The 15,102-nt window shown below is 67.8% G+C and carries 14 protein-coding genes and 1 pseudogene; 6 read left to right on the top strand and 9 right to left on the bottom strand.

The annotated features are described in order from the left end of the window. Positions 1-112 precede the first annotated feature (112 nt). Complete coding sequence (locus tag WS64_RS29610) at positions 113-1,576, top strand: aminotransferase-like domain-containing protein (RefSeq protein WP_060968663.1); 1,464 nt, start codon at positions 113-115, stop codon at positions 1,574-1,576. Positions 1,577-1,618: 42 nt separating this feature from the next. Here WS64_RS29610 and WS64_RS29605 read toward each other — a convergent pair whose 3' ends face one another. Then, positions 1,619-3,052 (bottom strand): nicotinate phosphoribosyltransferase, encoded by a 1,434-nt coding sequence (locus tag WS64_RS29605; RefSeq protein ID WP_060968662.1) that lies wholly within the window; start codon positions 3,050-3,052, stop codon positions 1,619-1,621. A 72-nt stretch (positions 3,053-3,124) separates the two neighbouring features. Continuing rightward, positions 3,125-4,165, bottom strand: a complete 1,041-nt coding sequence (locus WS64_RS29600) for a bifunctional nicotinamide-nucleotide adenylyltransferase/Nudix hydroxylase (protein ID WP_027789549.1) — start codon at positions 4,163-4,165, stop codon at positions 3,125-3,127. 191 nt (positions 4,166-4,356) lie between these two features. Between WS64_RS29600 and WS64_RS29595 the strand changes: the two genes are divergently transcribed. Further along, positions 4,357-4,809 carry an SRPBCC family protein gene (locus WS64_RS29595; protein ID WP_059584660.1) on the top strand — a complete coding sequence of 151 codons (453 nt, stop codon included), beginning with the start codon at positions 4,357-4,359 and terminating at the stop codon, positions 4,807-4,809. Here WS64_RS29595 and speD read toward each other — a convergent pair. From speD to WS64_RS29575, 5 genes are read right to left on the bottom strand one after another with little or no spacing between them, the layout of a single operon-like run. Next, on the bottom strand, positions 4,772-5,188 hold the full coding sequence (gene speD / locus WS64_RS29590) for an adenosylmethionine decarboxylase (RefSeq protein ID WP_059639796.1): 417 nt from the start codon (positions 5,186-5,188) through the stop codon (positions 4,772-4,774). The two genes, WS64_RS29595 and speD, sit on opposite strands and share 38 nt — an antisense overlap. Then, positions 5,185-5,334: a hypothetical protein gene (locus tag WS64_RS34745; RefSeq protein ID WP_155634559.1), complete on the bottom strand. Its 150-nt coding sequence runs from the start codon at positions 5,332-5,334 to the stop codon at positions 5,185-5,187. The genes speD and WS64_RS34745 overlap by 4 nt, the downstream gene beginning before the upstream one ends. Next, entirely contained in the window at positions 5,331-6,845 is a 1,515-nt protein-coding gene (locus tag WS64_RS29585) for a DUF4178 domain-containing protein (protein WP_060968661.1), read from the bottom strand. The genes WS64_RS34745 and WS64_RS29585 overlap by 4 nt, the downstream gene beginning before the upstream one ends. Positions 6,846-6,854: 9 nt before the next feature. Then, positions 6,855-7,895 carry an SPFH domain-containing protein gene (locus tag WS64_RS29580; RefSeq protein ID WP_060968660.1) on the bottom strand — a complete coding sequence of 347 codons (1,041 nt, stop codon included), beginning with the start codon at positions 7,893-7,895 and terminating at the stop codon, positions 6,855-6,857. A 27-nt stretch (positions 7,896-7,922) separates the two neighbouring features. Then, on the bottom strand, positions 7,923-8,309 hold the full coding sequence (locus tag WS64_RS29575) for a DUF350 domain-containing protein (RefSeq protein WP_059584653.1): 387 nt from the start codon (positions 8,307-8,309) through the stop codon (positions 7,923-7,925). Positions 8,310-8,430: 121 nt separating this feature from the next. Between WS64_RS29575 and WS64_RS29570 the strand changes: the two genes are divergently transcribed. The 4 genes and pseudogenes from WS64_RS29570 to WS64_RS29555 all read left to right on the top strand — a co-directional run bounded on the left by WS64_RS29570 (position 8,431) and on the right by WS64_RS29555 (position 12,899). Beyond that, positions 8,431-9,945 (top strand): polyamine aminopropyltransferase, encoded by a 1,515-nt coding sequence (locus WS64_RS29570; RefSeq protein ID WP_060968659.1) that lies wholly within the window; start codon positions 8,431-8,433, stop codon positions 9,943-9,945. Further along, complete coding sequence (locus WS64_RS29565) at positions 9,945-11,564, top strand: FAD-dependent oxidoreductase (RefSeq protein ID WP_059584649.1); 1,620 nt, start codon at positions 9,945-9,947, stop codon at positions 11,562-11,564. Before WS64_RS29570 ends, WS64_RS29565 begins: the two co-directional genes overlap by 1 nt. Positions 11,565-11,688: 124 nt before the next feature. Beyond that, positions 11,689-12,450: pseudogene (locus WS64_RS29560) on the top strand (N-acetylmuramoyl-L-alanine amidase family protein); the annotation flags it as partial. A 59-nt stretch (positions 12,451-12,509) separates the two neighbouring features. Next, positions 12,510-12,899, top strand: a complete 390-nt coding sequence (locus WS64_RS29555) for a lysozyme inhibitor LprI family protein (protein WP_060968658.1) — start codon at positions 12,510-12,512, stop codon at positions 12,897-12,899. A 133-nt stretch (positions 12,900-13,032) separates the two neighbouring features. On the opposite strand, the gene WS64_RS29550 is transcribed toward WS64_RS29555, so the two are convergent. Further along, positions 13,033-14,379 (bottom strand): glutamine synthetase family protein, encoded by a 1,347-nt coding sequence (locus WS64_RS29550; protein WP_060968657.1) that lies wholly within the window; start codon positions 14,377-14,379, stop codon positions 13,033-13,035. Between the two features lie 157 nt (positions 14,380-14,536). Next, positions 14,537-15,094 (bottom strand): helix-turn-helix domain-containing protein, encoded by a 558-nt coding sequence (locus WS64_RS29545; protein ID WP_059584641.1) that lies wholly within the window; start codon positions 15,092-15,094, stop codon positions 14,537-14,539. Positions 15,095-15,102: the final 8 nt, after the last annotated feature.

The raw sequence follows: 15,102 nt of genomic DNA, 5'->3' as shown, positions 1-15,102 counted from the left end.
ATGGGAAAGGGATGACCGATGATCCGCCGCCGGCCAAAACGGCGTAAGCTACAGCCCAATACAATTCAGACAAACTGTACTGGACAACCGGCCGTACAGTTCATCGTTCGCCATGCGCCATTCCGCCCCGCTTCCCGTCCCGATTCCCGCTCCGCCCGCACCGTCGCGCACGCGCGTGGAAACCGTCATGGACACGCTGCGCGCGCGGATCGCAAGCCGCGCGCTGATGCCCGGCGCGCGCGTGCCGTCGATCCGGATGATGGCCGACGCGCTCGGCGTATCGAAATCGACGGTCGTCGATGCGTACGAGCGGCTCGCGAGCGAAGGCGTGCTCGTCGCCCGGCGCGGCTCGGGCTTCTACGTGTCGGGCCACGCCCCGCCGCTCGCGCTCGCGGAGCTCGGCCCGCGCCTCGATCGCGAGCTCGATCCGCTGTGGCTGTCGCGCCAGTCGCTCGAAGCAGGGCCGACGTCGGTGAAGCCCGGCTGCGGATGGTTGCCGTCGTCGTGGCTGCCCGACGAAAGCCTGCGTCGCGCGCTGCGCGCCGTGTCGCGCGACGAATCCGACGCGCTGACCGACTATGCGACGCCGCTCGGCCTGCCCGCGCTGCGCCAGCAGCTCACGTGGCGGCTCGCGCAGCACGGCGTCCACGCGGAACCCGCGCAGATCATGCTGACCGACGGCGGCACGCACGCGCTCGACCTCGTGTGCCGCCTGCTGCTGGAGCCCGGCGATACGGTCGTGCTCGACGATCCGTGCTACTTCAACTTCCAGGCGCTGCTGCGCGCGCACCGCGCACGGATCGTCAGCGTGCCGTTCACGCCGACCGGCCCCGATCTCGTGCGCTTCGAACAGGTGCTCGCCGAGCACCGGCCGCGCCTGTACATCACCAACGCCGCGCTGCACAACCCGACCGGCGCGACGCTCGCGCCGCCCGTCGCGCACCGGCTGCTGACGCTCGCGGCCGAGCACGGGCTGCTGATCGTCGAGGACGATATCTTCGCGGATTTCGAGAGCACGCCCGCGCCGCGCCTCGCGGCGTTCGACGGGCTGTCGCGGGTCGTGTCGATCGGCAGCTTCTCGAAGACGCTGTCGGCCGCGATCCGCTGCGGCTATGTCGCCGCGCGCCCGGAATGGATCGACGCGCTCGTCGACCTGAAGCTCGCGACGTCGTTCGGCAACGCGCAAATCGGCGCGAACGTCGTGCACCGGCTGCTGATCGACGGTACGTACCGGCGCCATCTCGACAGCCTGCGCACGCGTCTCGCGGATGCGATGGGTGAGACGATCCGGCGCCTCGCGCGAGCCGGGCTCGAAATCTGGACCGAGCCGCGCGGCGGGTTGTTCGTGTGGGCGCAATTGCCGGACGGGCTCGACGCCGCGCGCGTCGCGCGTCACGCGCTGAACCACGACGTAGTGCTCGCGCCGGGCGACGTGTTCAGCGCGTCGCGCAGCGCGACGTCGTACATGCGCTTCAACGTGTCGCGCTGCAAGGGGCCGGCGGTATTCGATGCACTGGCGCGCGCGATGGAGGCGGCGCGAGTGGTGGCGCGCGGCGACGTGCCGGCCGGCAATTGACGCAAGCCGGCGGCGCAGCGGCGGGAGACCCCGCCGCCCGCGTCACACCTCGCCTGCGTGCGCCCTCGCCCGCACCTCGGCGAACGACGTATCGACGAGCAGACGGCCGGTGTCGAACACCGTCTCGAGCGCGTCGTCCCATTCGCCTTCCAGCGTGCGATCGTCCCACGCAACCGGCAGCGTCACGGTTCGATAGTCGCCGGTGCGGCGATTGCGCAGCAGCGTGAGCCGCCCCTTCTTCGAGCGCTTGCCCTGATCGGTGGCCGGGTCCTTCCGGACGTCATGCCATACGTCGCCACGCCGGATCGCCGAGCACTTCATCGCGAAGCGCTGCGTATCGCGGTTCACGCGCTGCAACAACGCGCCGCCCATGCCGAACACCACGTTGCCGGCCGCGTAGCCGGCCTCGTCGAGCGCGACGAGGATCGCCTCGATCGACTGCTCGTCGACCCCATCGCCCTGGAGCACGCGCACGCGGTTCAGCACGCGCCGCCCCCTGCCGTTCACGGTCGAGCCGAACGACGCGTCGAGCGCACGCATGGTCTGCAGCACGATCGTCACCGGGTCGCCGGAATCGGGACGCACGACGAGCGTCGCGCCCGAATCGAGCACCGCCTGGCGCAGCGGGCCGCCCCACATCTCGAGCGCGGCGAACAGATCGTAGGAGTCCGACACGACCGATACGATCGCGCCCGGCAAACCGAAGCGGCCGATCATGTTGCGGTACGCATCGGCCTCGCCTTCGCGCCCCCACGACGTGATCGTGCTGTGCTCGGCCGCCGGCACCGAGTACGCGGCCATCGGCTCGCGATAGAAGCGGTTCGCGGCCAGCACGCCGAGCACCGTGTCCGAACCCATGAAGCTCACGAGGTGCGCGGCGCCGCCGATTGCGGCCGATTCCGCGCTCGACACGCCGCGCGCGCCGAAGTCGTGCAGCTTGAACGGCAATTGCGCGAGATCGTCGTCGGTCTTGTCGAGGAAGCGGCGAATCGTCTGCCGCAGGTGCCAGCTGCGGGTCGCCACCGTCACCGGATACCAGACGCGCAACAGCATCGTCTCGAGATACGACGCGAGCCAGAACACCTGCGGATCGTCGCATTCGACCGTCATCAGCACGTTGTGCACCGGCACGATCGAACCCTCCGGCACCGCGCGGATCTTCACCGGCAGGTAGCCGTCGTGGCGTTCGACGATATGGCGCCATCCGGCTTCGTTGAACGGCTCGCCGTGCACCGTGAAGAAATCGCGCGCCTCGTCGATCATCGCGTGCGTGACCGGCCTGCACAGGTACGCCTTCAGCAGCATCTGCAGGCCGAAGAACAGCGTGCGGTCGTAGCGTCCGCCGCGCGATTCGATGTACGAGAACATCGCCGATGCATCCGGCGGATATTGCAGGAAGTGGGAAGCCTTGTACGAATCCGTGTTGAGAATCGGATTGGCGAGAACCGCGGCAAAGCCGCCGGGAACGTTTTGCATGGCTAGAGCTCCTCTAGGCCGTTGAAGTGCCGCCGCGTCTGTCGCGGCGGACCGATGCGGGGAATCAGCGCGTCACAGCTTCCCCAGGAAGTGATACGCGATGTCGAAGTGATCCTCGAACATCACGTTGCGCATCTGCGCGAATTCGTTGAGCGGGACCCAGCGCGCCTTGTCGGCGTCGTCGCTACCCTTCACGCGCGGCAGCTCGCCGGTCGGAAAGTTGAACAGGCACGCATGCGTGATCGTGCGGCCGCGCAGCGAGCGCGTCGGGTGATCGAACACCTGGCGATCCTTGATCGAGCCGCGCAGCACCGGCTCCGGCAGCTTGAGGCCGGTTTCCTCGCGCAATTCGCGGATGCAGGCCGCATCGAGCCGTTCGTCCTGGTTCACGAAACCGCCCGGCAGCGCCCACAGGCCGCGGCCCGGTTCGCTGCGGCGGCGCACGAGCAGGATATGCCCCGAGTGCACGACCACCGCGTCGACCGTCACGAACGTGACGGGATACGGCGCGGCCGCCCACGCCTTGCGATACGCGGCGATGAATTCGGCTTCCGACTTCAGTTGCGCGAATTCCGGCTGCGTGCGGAACCGCTCGAGCCAGCCGAACACGGGTTCCGGCACGGCCCACTGCACGAAGCTGTTGGTTCGTTCGGCGAAATACTGGTCGCGGATTTCGGTCGCGGAAATGTCTTCCGTCGCGTCGACGTCGACGAGCTCCCATTGCGGGAACATCCGCAGGTAGTACGACGTGGCGTCCTTTTCGTGGCCGATCAGCCCGACCTTGCGCTGCGCGACGTCGCCGAGCGCGGAGGCAACCGCGTCCTGCACCCAGCGTACCCAGTCGCCGTCGTTGTAGGTCGAATCCTGCAGCGGCGCGATCGTCACGCGGTCGCGCTCGGACGCGTCGAGCAGCGAAGCCAGCATCTGCCGGCGCTCGTCGAACGAGAACGGATCCTTGATGGTGCGGGGCTTGTCGGTCGACCCGATCAGCACGCACACGCGCTCGGCCCGGCTCAATGCCGACTTCAGCACGTTCAGGTGACCACGATGCGGAGGCTGGAAACGACCAATGAAAACGAGCGCGTCGAAGCGCCGGTTCTGTTGCGTACTCATGAGGCTCCCTCAAGAGATTGAAACGCTCCGGGTCTGTCCCGAAGGGTTGAAACGAATCCTAGGGGAAATCCCGGGGTGCGTCAATCGAGCAGCGTCGAGCGTGTGCTCGACTTGACGAAGTCTGACGAAACACCGTTTATTGGCGCGTTACACTCGATTGCATCCCAATCCGCACCCTGGCGCCCACCCTCATGAGGATCTCAGTCAGCCGGACCGTCGACGTCGATCGCAGGCGCCTCTTCACGTGGTCGCAGGACTACGGCCGGCGGCTCGTGTGGGACAACTTCCTGATCGACGCCTATCTGCCCGACGGAACGACCGCCGACGTCGGCGTCGACGCGTTCTGCCGCAGCCGGTCGGGCGCGACGATGGTGTCGCGCTACATCTCGTACCGTCCGCCGCAGGTCGCCGCCGTCGAAATGGTCGAAGGGCCGAAGGTGCTCGAACGTTTCAGCGGCAGCTGGAACTTCACCGAGCACACGCCCGGGTCGACCGAGGTGAAGTTCACGTACCACTTCCGGGCGCAGCCGTCCTGGCTGCGCTGGCTGCTCGAACCGCTGATCGGCGCGTTCTATCTCGTGCAGACGCGTCGGCGTCTCGATTCGTTCAAGCGCTGGGCCGAAGCCGAAGCGCTGCCGCGCTGACCGGCGCACCCCCGCGCGCCACCTGCTGCCGAACCTGCGCATGCGTGCCGAGCGCCGTGGCGATCGCATCGACCGCGTCGGCCGCGCGCGCCGCGCCGCACATGAACGCGTCGACGGCCGCGAAACGATGCTCGGGCCACGTATGGATCGTGATGTGCGACTCCGCCAGCAGCACGACGCCCGTCACGCCATGCTCGCCGCCGAAATGGTGGAAGTGCGCGCCGATCACGCGCGCGCCGGCCCGTTGCGCCGCATCGGTGAGGATCGCCTCGAGCCGCGCGGCGTCGCGCAGCAGCGCCGCGTCGATGCCGGCCAGGTCGGCCAGCACGTGCGAGCCGAGCACCGCGCAGGGCGGCGCGATCCCGTCGCGCGCGGTCATTTGTGCGACCCGTACGACGAGTAGCCGCTGCGCGCGGAGGAACTGCCCCACCCGCCGCCGCCCGAACCGCCGCCGCCGATCGACGCGCAACTGAACAGCGTGACGACGATCAGGCCGTAGATGCCGTAAAGGATGTACCGGATCACGCGTTGCCCCCGTCCGACGCAAAACGCGCCCACAGCCATTCCGGCAGCCACAGCACCAGCAGGCCGACCAGCACGTAGACGGCGCGTCCGGTGAACGAGAACAGCGAACCCAGGTTGAAGATCACGAGCAACGCGCTGAACATGAACGGCAGCGGCGCGAAACTGTGCGGCCCCTTCCTGCCGAACAGGCCCGTCGATTCGGTGGCGCCCGCGGCAGCCGCGGTGGCTGTCGCAAGCGCCGGCGTGCCGAAACGCTCGGCAAGCGCGCTGCCCGACAGCGGCCGCGCACGCGACCAGACGATCTCCTCGTCACTGCGCTCGCGCGTCAGCTTGTCCTTCTGCCAGCCGTAGTCGATGATCGACGTGCGGTCGCCCGCCTGCACGCGCCAGTTGAATGCCCCGACCACGTAGACGACCTCCGATTCGTATTCCTCGCGCAAACGATAGGTCTTGCCGCCATCCGTCACGCTGGATTCGCCGCCGATCGTCGGCCAATGGTCGAGCACCTGCACGCGCTCCCAGCGCCCTTCGCTCTGCACCAGCCACAGGAAGCCGCGCTTCGGGTTCAGCAGCAGGTATTCGTCCCATGTCTCGGCGTCGCCCGGCACGCGGCAGCGCATCATGCCAATCACCGTGTACTTCACGCCGTCGAACGTACCGATCGCGCCGAGTTCGAGCGCGCCCTTCACCGATTCGAGCTTGCGCTGCGCCGCGAACACGGTCTGCTGCTCGGCCGTGCACTGCACACCCGCATGGCAGTTGCCGCACACGACGTAGTCGGCCACGTTCGGCGCATAGGACAGTGGCGCACCGCAGCTCGGGCACGCGAACGGCACCATCTCCGCGCCGCGTTTCTCGCGCGTATCGTTTTCGGTATCGCGCAAGCCCGTGAACGCAAGCGCATCGAATTCCAGCGCCTCGCCCGAATAGACGGCCGGAATGCCGCCGTTCGACTCGGCGTCGGAATAGTCGTAGGTCGCGAATGCATTGCCGGTGCGCAGGTCGACGACGCGCGCTTCCCACCCGGCATCGACGCGGAACGGCAGCTCGCCGTCGCCGCCCGTGCAGCGTGCGGTACGCCGGTCGGACACCAGATACGCGCGGCCGCCGTGGTCGATCCGCATGCCCGGTTCGAGCGTGCCGAATGCGGGCCACGCTCGGCCTGCCGCATCGTCGGGTTCGCGCACCGTGATCGCGTACTGGCCCGACGCATCCGACAGCCATCCGAACGCGCCGTCGTCGAACACGACGTACCATTCGCTCCACGCACCGGCGTCGTAGGTCATCTGGAGGCGGCCAAGCACCGTGAACACGCGGTTACCGTAGCGCCCGGCCGTGCCGATCTGGATCGGCGATGCATCGTCGAGCACCGTGGCCAGTTCGCCGATACGCTCGACGTCGGCGCCGCGCTTGAGCAGCGTGCTGCGGCAGAACGCGCAGACGGCCATCACCGCCGCGGCCGAGCGAAACTCGACCGGCGCGCCGCATTGGGGGCACGAGGTACGGAACATGCGCGACGCTTACCGCGTGAGCTTCGCGAGGATCTCGGCCTTCGCGCGCGAATATTCGTCTTCGGTCACGAGGCCCTTGTCGAGCAGCGCCTTCAACTGCTCGAGCCGCTGCACGTAATCGGTGCCCTCGGCCGCTGCCGCGGCTACCGGCGCCGCAACGGGCGCGGGCGGCGCAGCCTGTGCCGGTTGCGCGGCGCCCGCGATCTGGCCGGCCATCGCCTGGCCGATCACTGCACCGGCGGCCAGCCCCGCGCCGACCCCGGCGATGCCGCCCGGGTTTTGCGCGGCGAGCGGAATCGCCTGCGCGGTCTGGTATTGCGTGGCGCGCGCGAGATCGCCGGCCATCCCCGCTCCGATCCGCAGATCGAGGGCCTTTTGCAGCTCGGCCGGCAGCGACACGCTCTCGACCGCGAACGCGTCGAGCGCGAGCCCGTAGCGCGTGAACACCGGCACCAGCGCGTCGGCGACACGCTGCGACAGCAGCGACTGGTTCGCGGCCATGTCGACGAACGGCACGTCGGCCGAGCCGAACGTCGTGCTCATCGCGGTGACGACCAGATTGCGCAGTTGCTGCTCGAGATCGTCGACCGTATAGGCCGCGCGCGTGCCGCTGACCTCGCGATGGAACGCGGCCGCATCGACGATCCGGTACGAGTAGATGCCGAACGCGCGCAGTTGCACGAAGCCGAATTCGCGATCGCGGATCGTCACCGGCTGCGCGGTGCCCCACCGCCGGCCAAGCTGCAATCGCGTGCTGAAGAAGTAGACGTCCGACTTGAAAGGCGACTGAAAGAATTTGTCCCAGTTCTTCAGGTTCGTGAGCACCGGCAGCGTGCGCGTTTCCAGCGTATAGAGCCCCGGCTGGAACACGTCGGCAACCTTGCCCTCGTTGACGAAGATCGCGACCTGCGTTTCGCGCACGGTCAGCTTGCCGCCGTACTGGATTTCCTGGTCTTCCATCGGATAGCGCCAGGCCAGCACGCCGTCGGTGTCTTCCGTCCATTGCAGGACGTCGATGAACTGCTTGCGGATGAATGAACCCAGACTCATGTCGGTCTCCTCGAAGCGCGTGGCGCGTCAGGTCAGGCAGGCGGCATTGATGATGCCGACGACGAGCGACGCGGTGCCCATCAGGCCGCCCATCGCGACGTTGCGATCCTCGATCGCGTGATTCATGCCGGGCAGCACGCGCGTCAGCACCGCATAGGTGATCAGTTGCACGATCATCGCGCCGACGGCCCAGATCACGACTTCGCCGAGCGTGGAATTGTGCGCGATGCTGGACGCGAGCGTCAGGCAGAAACCGATCAGCGCGCCGCCGAACGACAGCGTCGCGGCCGCGTTGCCGTCGCGGATCAGCGCGAGTTCGTCGAACGGGGTGACCTTCAGGTACACTGCCGCGAACACGAGAAGCAGCACGAACGCCGACAGTAAATGAACCGCATAAAGATAGGCACTATTCATTCTTTTCCTCGGATTTTGTGCTCGGTTCGCCGCCCCGTCGCCGGTCGGCCCGCGCGGGGCCGCCAGACGAAAATCCGCGCCAGTATATCCACATTGCCGAACACTGCACAACGGATGCGCGATGCTGCATAAGCGTGCGCTCGTCCTGTCGATCCTCGTGCTCGCGTCGTGCGGGCTCGGCTACGAACTGATCAGCAGCGCGCTGTCGAGCTACCTGCTCGGCGATTCGATCCTGCAGTTCTCGTCGGTGATCGGCTGCTACCTGTTCGCGATGGGGATCGGCTCGTGGCTCGCGAAGTTCGTCGAAGACGACGACGTGCTCGACCGCTTCGTCGACATCGAGCTGCTCGTCGGCCTGCTCGGCGGCGTATCGGCCGCGCTGCTGTTCGTCGTGTTCGCCTGGCTCGCCGCACCGTTTCGCGCGGCGCTTTACGCACTGGTGCTCGCGCTCGGCCTGCTGATCGGGATGGAAATTCCGCTCGTGATGCGCGCGTTCCAGCAGCGGCGCCAGGCGTTCCGCCATACCGTCAGCGAGGTGCTGACCTTCGACTATCTCGGCTCGCTCGCCGTGTCGCTGATCTTCCCGCTCGTGCTCGCGCCACGTCTCGGCCTGCTGCGTACGAGCTTCCTGTTCGGCCTCTTGAACGCATTCGTCGCACTGTGGACGACCCACCTGTTCCGCGACGAAATCCGCAACGTGCGCGGCAAGCTGATGCGCGCGTCGCTCGTGATCGGGCTGCTGATCGCCGGGTTCGCGCTGTCGGAGCGCATCACGCACTGGGCCGAGCACGGCGTATACGGCGACGAGACGATCTATTCGGAAACGACGCCGTACCAGCGCATCGTGCTCACGCAGTGGCACGACGACATGCGGCTGTACCTGAACGGCAACCTGCAATTCTCGTCGCGCGACGAGCACCGCTATCACGAAGCGCTGATCCATCCGGCCATCGAGGCGCTGCCGTGGGCCAAGCGCGTGCTCGTGCTGGGCGGCGGCGACGGCCTCGCGGTGCGCGAACTGCTCAAGCACCGCAATCTCGAACGCATCACGCTCGTCGATCTCGATCCCGCGATGACGAAGCTGTTCTCGACGTCCGCGCCGCTCGTCAAGTTGAACCAGGGCGCGCTGAAGAATCCGCGCGTGCAGGTGATCAACGACGACGCGGTGCGCTGGCTCGAATCGAATGCCGACGTGTACGACGCGATCGTCGTCGACTTCCCCGATCCGACCAACTTCGGGCTCGGCCGCCTGTATTCGGTGCCCGTATTCCGGCTGCTCGCGCGGCACCTGTCGGAGAACGGCTACACGGTGATCCAGTCGACGTCGCCGTATTTCGCGCCGCATGCGTACTGGACCATCATCGCGACGCTGCGCGAAGCCGGGTTCAACACGTGGCCGTACCACTGCTACGTGCCGTCGTTCGGCGACTGGGGCTTCGTGATCGGCGGCAAGCGCCGCGATTTCACGGTGCCGGCGCACTACTCGGTGCCGACGCGCTGGCTCGATCCGCAAACGGCCGCCGAGATGTTCCACTTTCCGGCCGACATGCCGGCGCTGCCGATGTCGCCGAACGAACTCAACGACCAGCCGCTCGTGCGCCGCTTCGACGACGACTGGAAGCACGTGCTGCGCTGATGGACCGTCGCACGTTCCTCGTCGCGTCGGCGGCCGCGTCGCTCGCCGCCTGCGGCCGCACCGGCTGGATCGAGACGACGCCGCGCATCGACTACCCCGGCATGCGCGAAGGCCACGCACTGCGCGACCATGCCACGCTACCGCCGCCGTCCGGCACGATCGAGACGGACGTCGCGATTCTCGGCGCCGGCGCGGCCGGGCTGTCGTGCGCATGGCAGCTCGCGCGCGCCGGCCATACGCGCTTCACGGTGCTCGCCGGCCCCGAATTCGGCGGCAACGCGGCCGGCGGCCGCTTCGGCGAGCTCGGCTATCCGAAGGGCGCGCACTACCTGCCGCTGCCGTCGCTCGAATCCGTGCATCTGCGCGACATGCTCGCCGATCTCGGCGTGATCGAATCCGCGCCGTTCTCCGCGCGCCCGGTGTATGACGAGCGTGCCCTCGTCCACGCACCGGACGAACGGCTGTTCATCGGCGGGCAGTGGCAGGACGGCATCGTGCCGACCGCCGGCCTCGACGCCGACGCACTCGCGCAGCAGGCGCGCTTCTTCGCGTACACGGACGGGCTGCGCACCGCGCGCGGCACCGACGGCCGCAAGGTGTTCTGCATCCCGATCGCGGAATCGTCGCGCGACCCGCGCTGGCGCGCACTCGACCGGCGCTCGTTTCGCCAGTGGCTGCGCGACGAGGGCTACACCGCGAAGGCGCTGCACTGGTATCTGGACTATTGCTGCCGCGACGACTACGGCGCCGGTTACGAGCACGTCTCCGCATGGGCCGGGCTGCACTATTTCTCGTCGCGCGGCGGCCATGCGGGCGACGCGGGCGACGGCGCGGTGCTGACCTGGCCCGACGGGCTGCACACGATGGTGACGAAGCTGGGCGATTCGATCGCCGCACGCACCGGCTCGAACGCATGGTCGCGGGACGGCTTCGCGGTGCGCGCGACCGAACGTGCGGGCGGCGTCGACGTGCTGTGCGCCCGCGTCGGCCACGACGGCGCGCTGTCGACGTTCATGCTGAAGGCGCGCCGGGTCGTTTCCGCGATGCCGCTGTTCGTCGCGGCGCGCGTGTTTCCGCAGATGCCCGCATACGGCTTCGATCCCGCGCGCGATCTGCCGCCGCGCGCGCCGTGGCTCGTGTCCAATTTCCTGCTCGACGGCATGCCGGCCGAGGAAGCCGGCGTACCGCTCGCGTGGGACAACGTCGTCTACGACAGCGTGGGGCTCGGCTATGTCGTGTCGACGCACCAGTTGATCCGGATGTCGCCGCCGACGCGCTCCGTCTTCTCCGCTTATCAGGCATTGAGCACGCAAACGCCGGACGATACGCGCCGCTGGCTCGCGCAGGCGAAGCCCGACGCGTTGCGCGAGCAGGCGGCAATCGACCTGCAGGCCGTGTACGGACGCGAGCTGTGGAAGCATGCGACCGCACTCGAGATCACCGTGCGCGGCCATGCGATGGCGACACCCGACGTCGGCTTCCTGAGCCGACCGGGGCTGCTCGCGCTGCGCGATGCCGACGGCCCCGTCGTGTTCGCGCATGCCGACCTGTCCGGGCTGTCGCTGTTCGAGGAAGCGTCGTACTGGGGCATGCTGGCGGCCCGGCGCGTGCTGGCCTGACAACCGCCGTTCGTCATTGCGGCGTCGCCGCCACCCGCTATAATCGCGCGACATTCCGACTGCATTGAGCAGGCCGACGGTGGCGCGCCGTTCGACGCACCGCACGCCCTTCTCGACAACAACAATGACGAACCGAACCCTCCGACGCCTTCGCCCGCTCGTGCGCGCCGCCGCGCGCGTGCTCGCGTGCGCTCCGCTGCTCGGCGCGCCACTGGCGCTGCATGCGGCCGACGCCGCCGGCACGACCGCTGCCGTGCCCGCGTCCGGGCGCTACATCGTCGTCGACACCGGCCATACGCCCGCGCATCCGGGCTCCACCGGCGCCAGCGGCCGCGTCGAATACCTGTACAACCTCGACCTGTCCGGCGCGGTCGCCGACACACTCGCCGCGCACGGCGATCGCGTGCTGCGCACGTCGGCGGACGGCCGCGAGATCGCGCTCGATCGGCGCTCGACGCAAGCGCCCGACGCGAACCTGTTCGTATCGATCCATCACGACTCGATGCAGCAACAGTTCATCGACGCGGGCCGGCAGCGCGAATTCCGCGGCTTCTCGGTGTTCGTGTCGGCGCGCAACCCGCACTATGCGGAAAGCCTGCGTTGCGCGAAGGCGATCGCCGAACGGCTGGTCGCGGCCGGCGAACGGCCGTCGCTCTATCACGCGCAGCCGATCAAGGGCGAGAACCGCCCGCTGATCGACCCACCACTCGGCATCCATCGCTTCGACGATCTCGTCGTGCTGCGCACCGCGCCGATTCCCGCCGTGCTCGTCGAGGCTGGCGTGATCGTCAATCCGGACGAAGAGGCGCGGCTCGCGCGCCGCGAGACGATCCAGCGCCTGTCCGCCGCGATCGCGGGCGGCATCGACGCGTGTACGACGCCCCGGATAAACGACGGTATCGCCCGCCCGGTTCACCGGTTTTCACCCCAGTCAGGAGACTCACCATGAAGAAAAAGAATCTGCTCGCGTCCTGCGCGTTGCTCGCCCTTGCCGTTCCGTTCGCCGCGCATGCGGCCGGCTGCGGGAAGCCGCGCAGCGCGTTCGACCAGGTGTATTGCACGAGCACGCAGTTCTCGCAATCCGACCGCGATCTCAACGACGAGTACGGCCGGCTGCGCAAGCAACTGAGCGGCGACCAGCAGGCAGCGCTGAAGTCCGGGCAGCTCGCGTGGCTGAAACAACGCGATGCGCAGTGCAGCGAGACGCGCGGCAGCAGCTACCTCATCGATATCCAGTGCGCGAACGACATGACGCAGGCGCGGCTGTCGTTCCTGCGCGAGCGTGAGCGCGAATGCTCGAGCACCGGGTGCGTGACGTCGAAGCTCGGGGAGTAAGGGCGCGACGCATGCGATGCCGCGACGCGTTTCGCGGCATTGCACCCCGAAAGGAATCACACGAGGGCGCTTGACGTCGAACACGACGACGATCGCCCCCTTCCCTGATCGACTTTTCCGACGCGCGCGGCAATCACAGAAACCACCGATACTCCCGCGCGCCGATCTCGTTGCGGAAATCCAGCTCGTCCTGCCGCTTGTTCTCGCAATACACCATCACGAACTCGCTGCCAAGCCCTTCGCGCACGGCCGGATGATCCCGCATCGCGGCGACCGCCGACAGCATCTCCTTCGGAAAATCGATGCCGCTGCCGCGATCGTCGTTGAGCGGCGCGATCGGCTCGAGCCGTGCATCGAGCCCGTGCTCCATCCCGCTCAGGATCGCCGCCAGCACCAGGTACGGGTTCGCATCCGCGCTCGCGAGCCGGTGCTCGATCCGCAGGTTGCGTGTGTCCGACGCCGGAATCCGGATGCACGCGTCGCGATCCTCGAAGCCCCAGCTCGCGCGGCTCGCCGCGTTCACCATCGACCCGTAGCGGCGAAACGCGTTGTGATTCGGCGCGAACACCGGCATGCAATGCGGCAGCAGCGCGAGGCAGCCGGCCACCGCGTGCCGCAACGGCCGCTGCCCGTCTGCCGCAAGCACGTTGCGTCCCGCATCGTCATACAGGCTCACGTGCACATGCATCCCGCTGCCCGGCGCATGCAGATACGGCTTGCCCATGAAGCTCGCGCGATAGCCATGCCGCAACGCGACGCCGCGGGTACTGCGGCAGAACAGCGCCGACCAGTCTGCTGCGCGCAGCGCGTCGTCGGTATGCCCGAAATTGATCTCGAACTGGCCGGGCCCGAGCTCGGCGGTGATCACCGTCGCATCGACGCCCTGTTCGCACGCGGCGTCGACCATCTCGTGCAACACCTCGGAGAAGCGCGACAGGCGCTCGATATGCATGTTCGGCTGATCGTCGCGGTCGTCGCTGAGACGATCGCGCGGATACTGCGGCATGCCTTCCACAAGCTGCGCGGCGAACAGGTAGAACTCGAGCTCGAATGCGACGACCGGCCGGATGCCGCGCGCCGCGAACCGCCGCAGCACGCGCGCGAGCACCTCGCGCGGCTCGAATTCGATCGGCGAATCGGTACCGTCGGAGCTGATCAGCATCTGCGCGAGCGGCTGCCGCTCCCACCGCACAGGCTTCAGCGTGCCGGGGATCAGGCGGCGCGGCGCGTCGGGATCGCCGTCGTTGAAACAGTAATCGCCGATCTTGTAGAGGCCACCCTGCGTGCCGAGCAGCACGCAGTTCTGCGGCAGCTTCAGCAGCGAGCCGGACGCGACTTTCTCGAGCGCGTCGATCGGATAGCGCTTGCCGTAGAAATGCCCAGGCAGGTCGAGGCAGATCAGGTCGACATAACGGATCTCGGGGTGCGCCTGCCGGAATGCGCGGACTTCACCGACCAGCGCGGGAACGACGTCAGTCATGTCTCATCCTTTCCATGTCTTGTAGGGCGGTGCCGCAACGCGGCGACCCGGATTCATGCGGCGCACGGCGCAACGCATGCCGCATGTCGATCAGTACTACAAACAGGCCGTGTGGCGCGACGGACTGCGGAGGCGCCCGCCCCGCTGACCATTCAGCTCAGGTAAATACCCAGATCACGCGCGTCGGCGCGTCGGTCAGGTTCGCATACCGGAAGCGCTTGTGCGCGGGAAGCTGGAATGCATCGTTCGGGCCGAGCGTGACGGGCGTGTCGTCGCCGTCGATCCAGATCGTCAGCGCTCCCTCGAGCACGAAGCCGCCCTGCTCGTCGCTGTCGTCGACCGGCCGCTCGCCGCTGCTCGCGCCCGGCGCGAGATGGCTTTCGAGGATCGAGAAGCGCGAACGCATGTTCGGCGACACGAGAATGTCGGTAATGCCGGCTGCGTAATGCACGGTGCGGCGTTCGTCGGGCCGCGTGACCCACGGCACGCTGCGCGGCTTGCTCAGGCTGTAAAAATACGTGGTCGGCACGCCGAGCACCTCGCCGATCGCGGTGAGATCCGCGACCGTCGGACGCGACAGCCCGCGCTCGACCTGCGACAGAAAGCCGACCGAGCGGCCGATCCGTTCGGCGAGATCGCTCAGCGTGACCTTGCGATGCTTGCGCAGGTCGCGGATCAGGATCGCCAGACTTTCTATCTCTTCCTGTTCGTTCATAAAGGATT

The organism is Burkholderia anthina, assembly GCF_001547525.1.
GTDB classification, from domain to species: Bacteria; Pseudomonadota; Gammaproteobacteria; order Burkholderiales; family Burkholderiaceae; genus Burkholderia; species Burkholderia semiarida.
The sequence above is the reverse complement of the archived record's forward strand: the minus strand, read 5'-3'. Positions and strand labels throughout refer to the sequence as shown.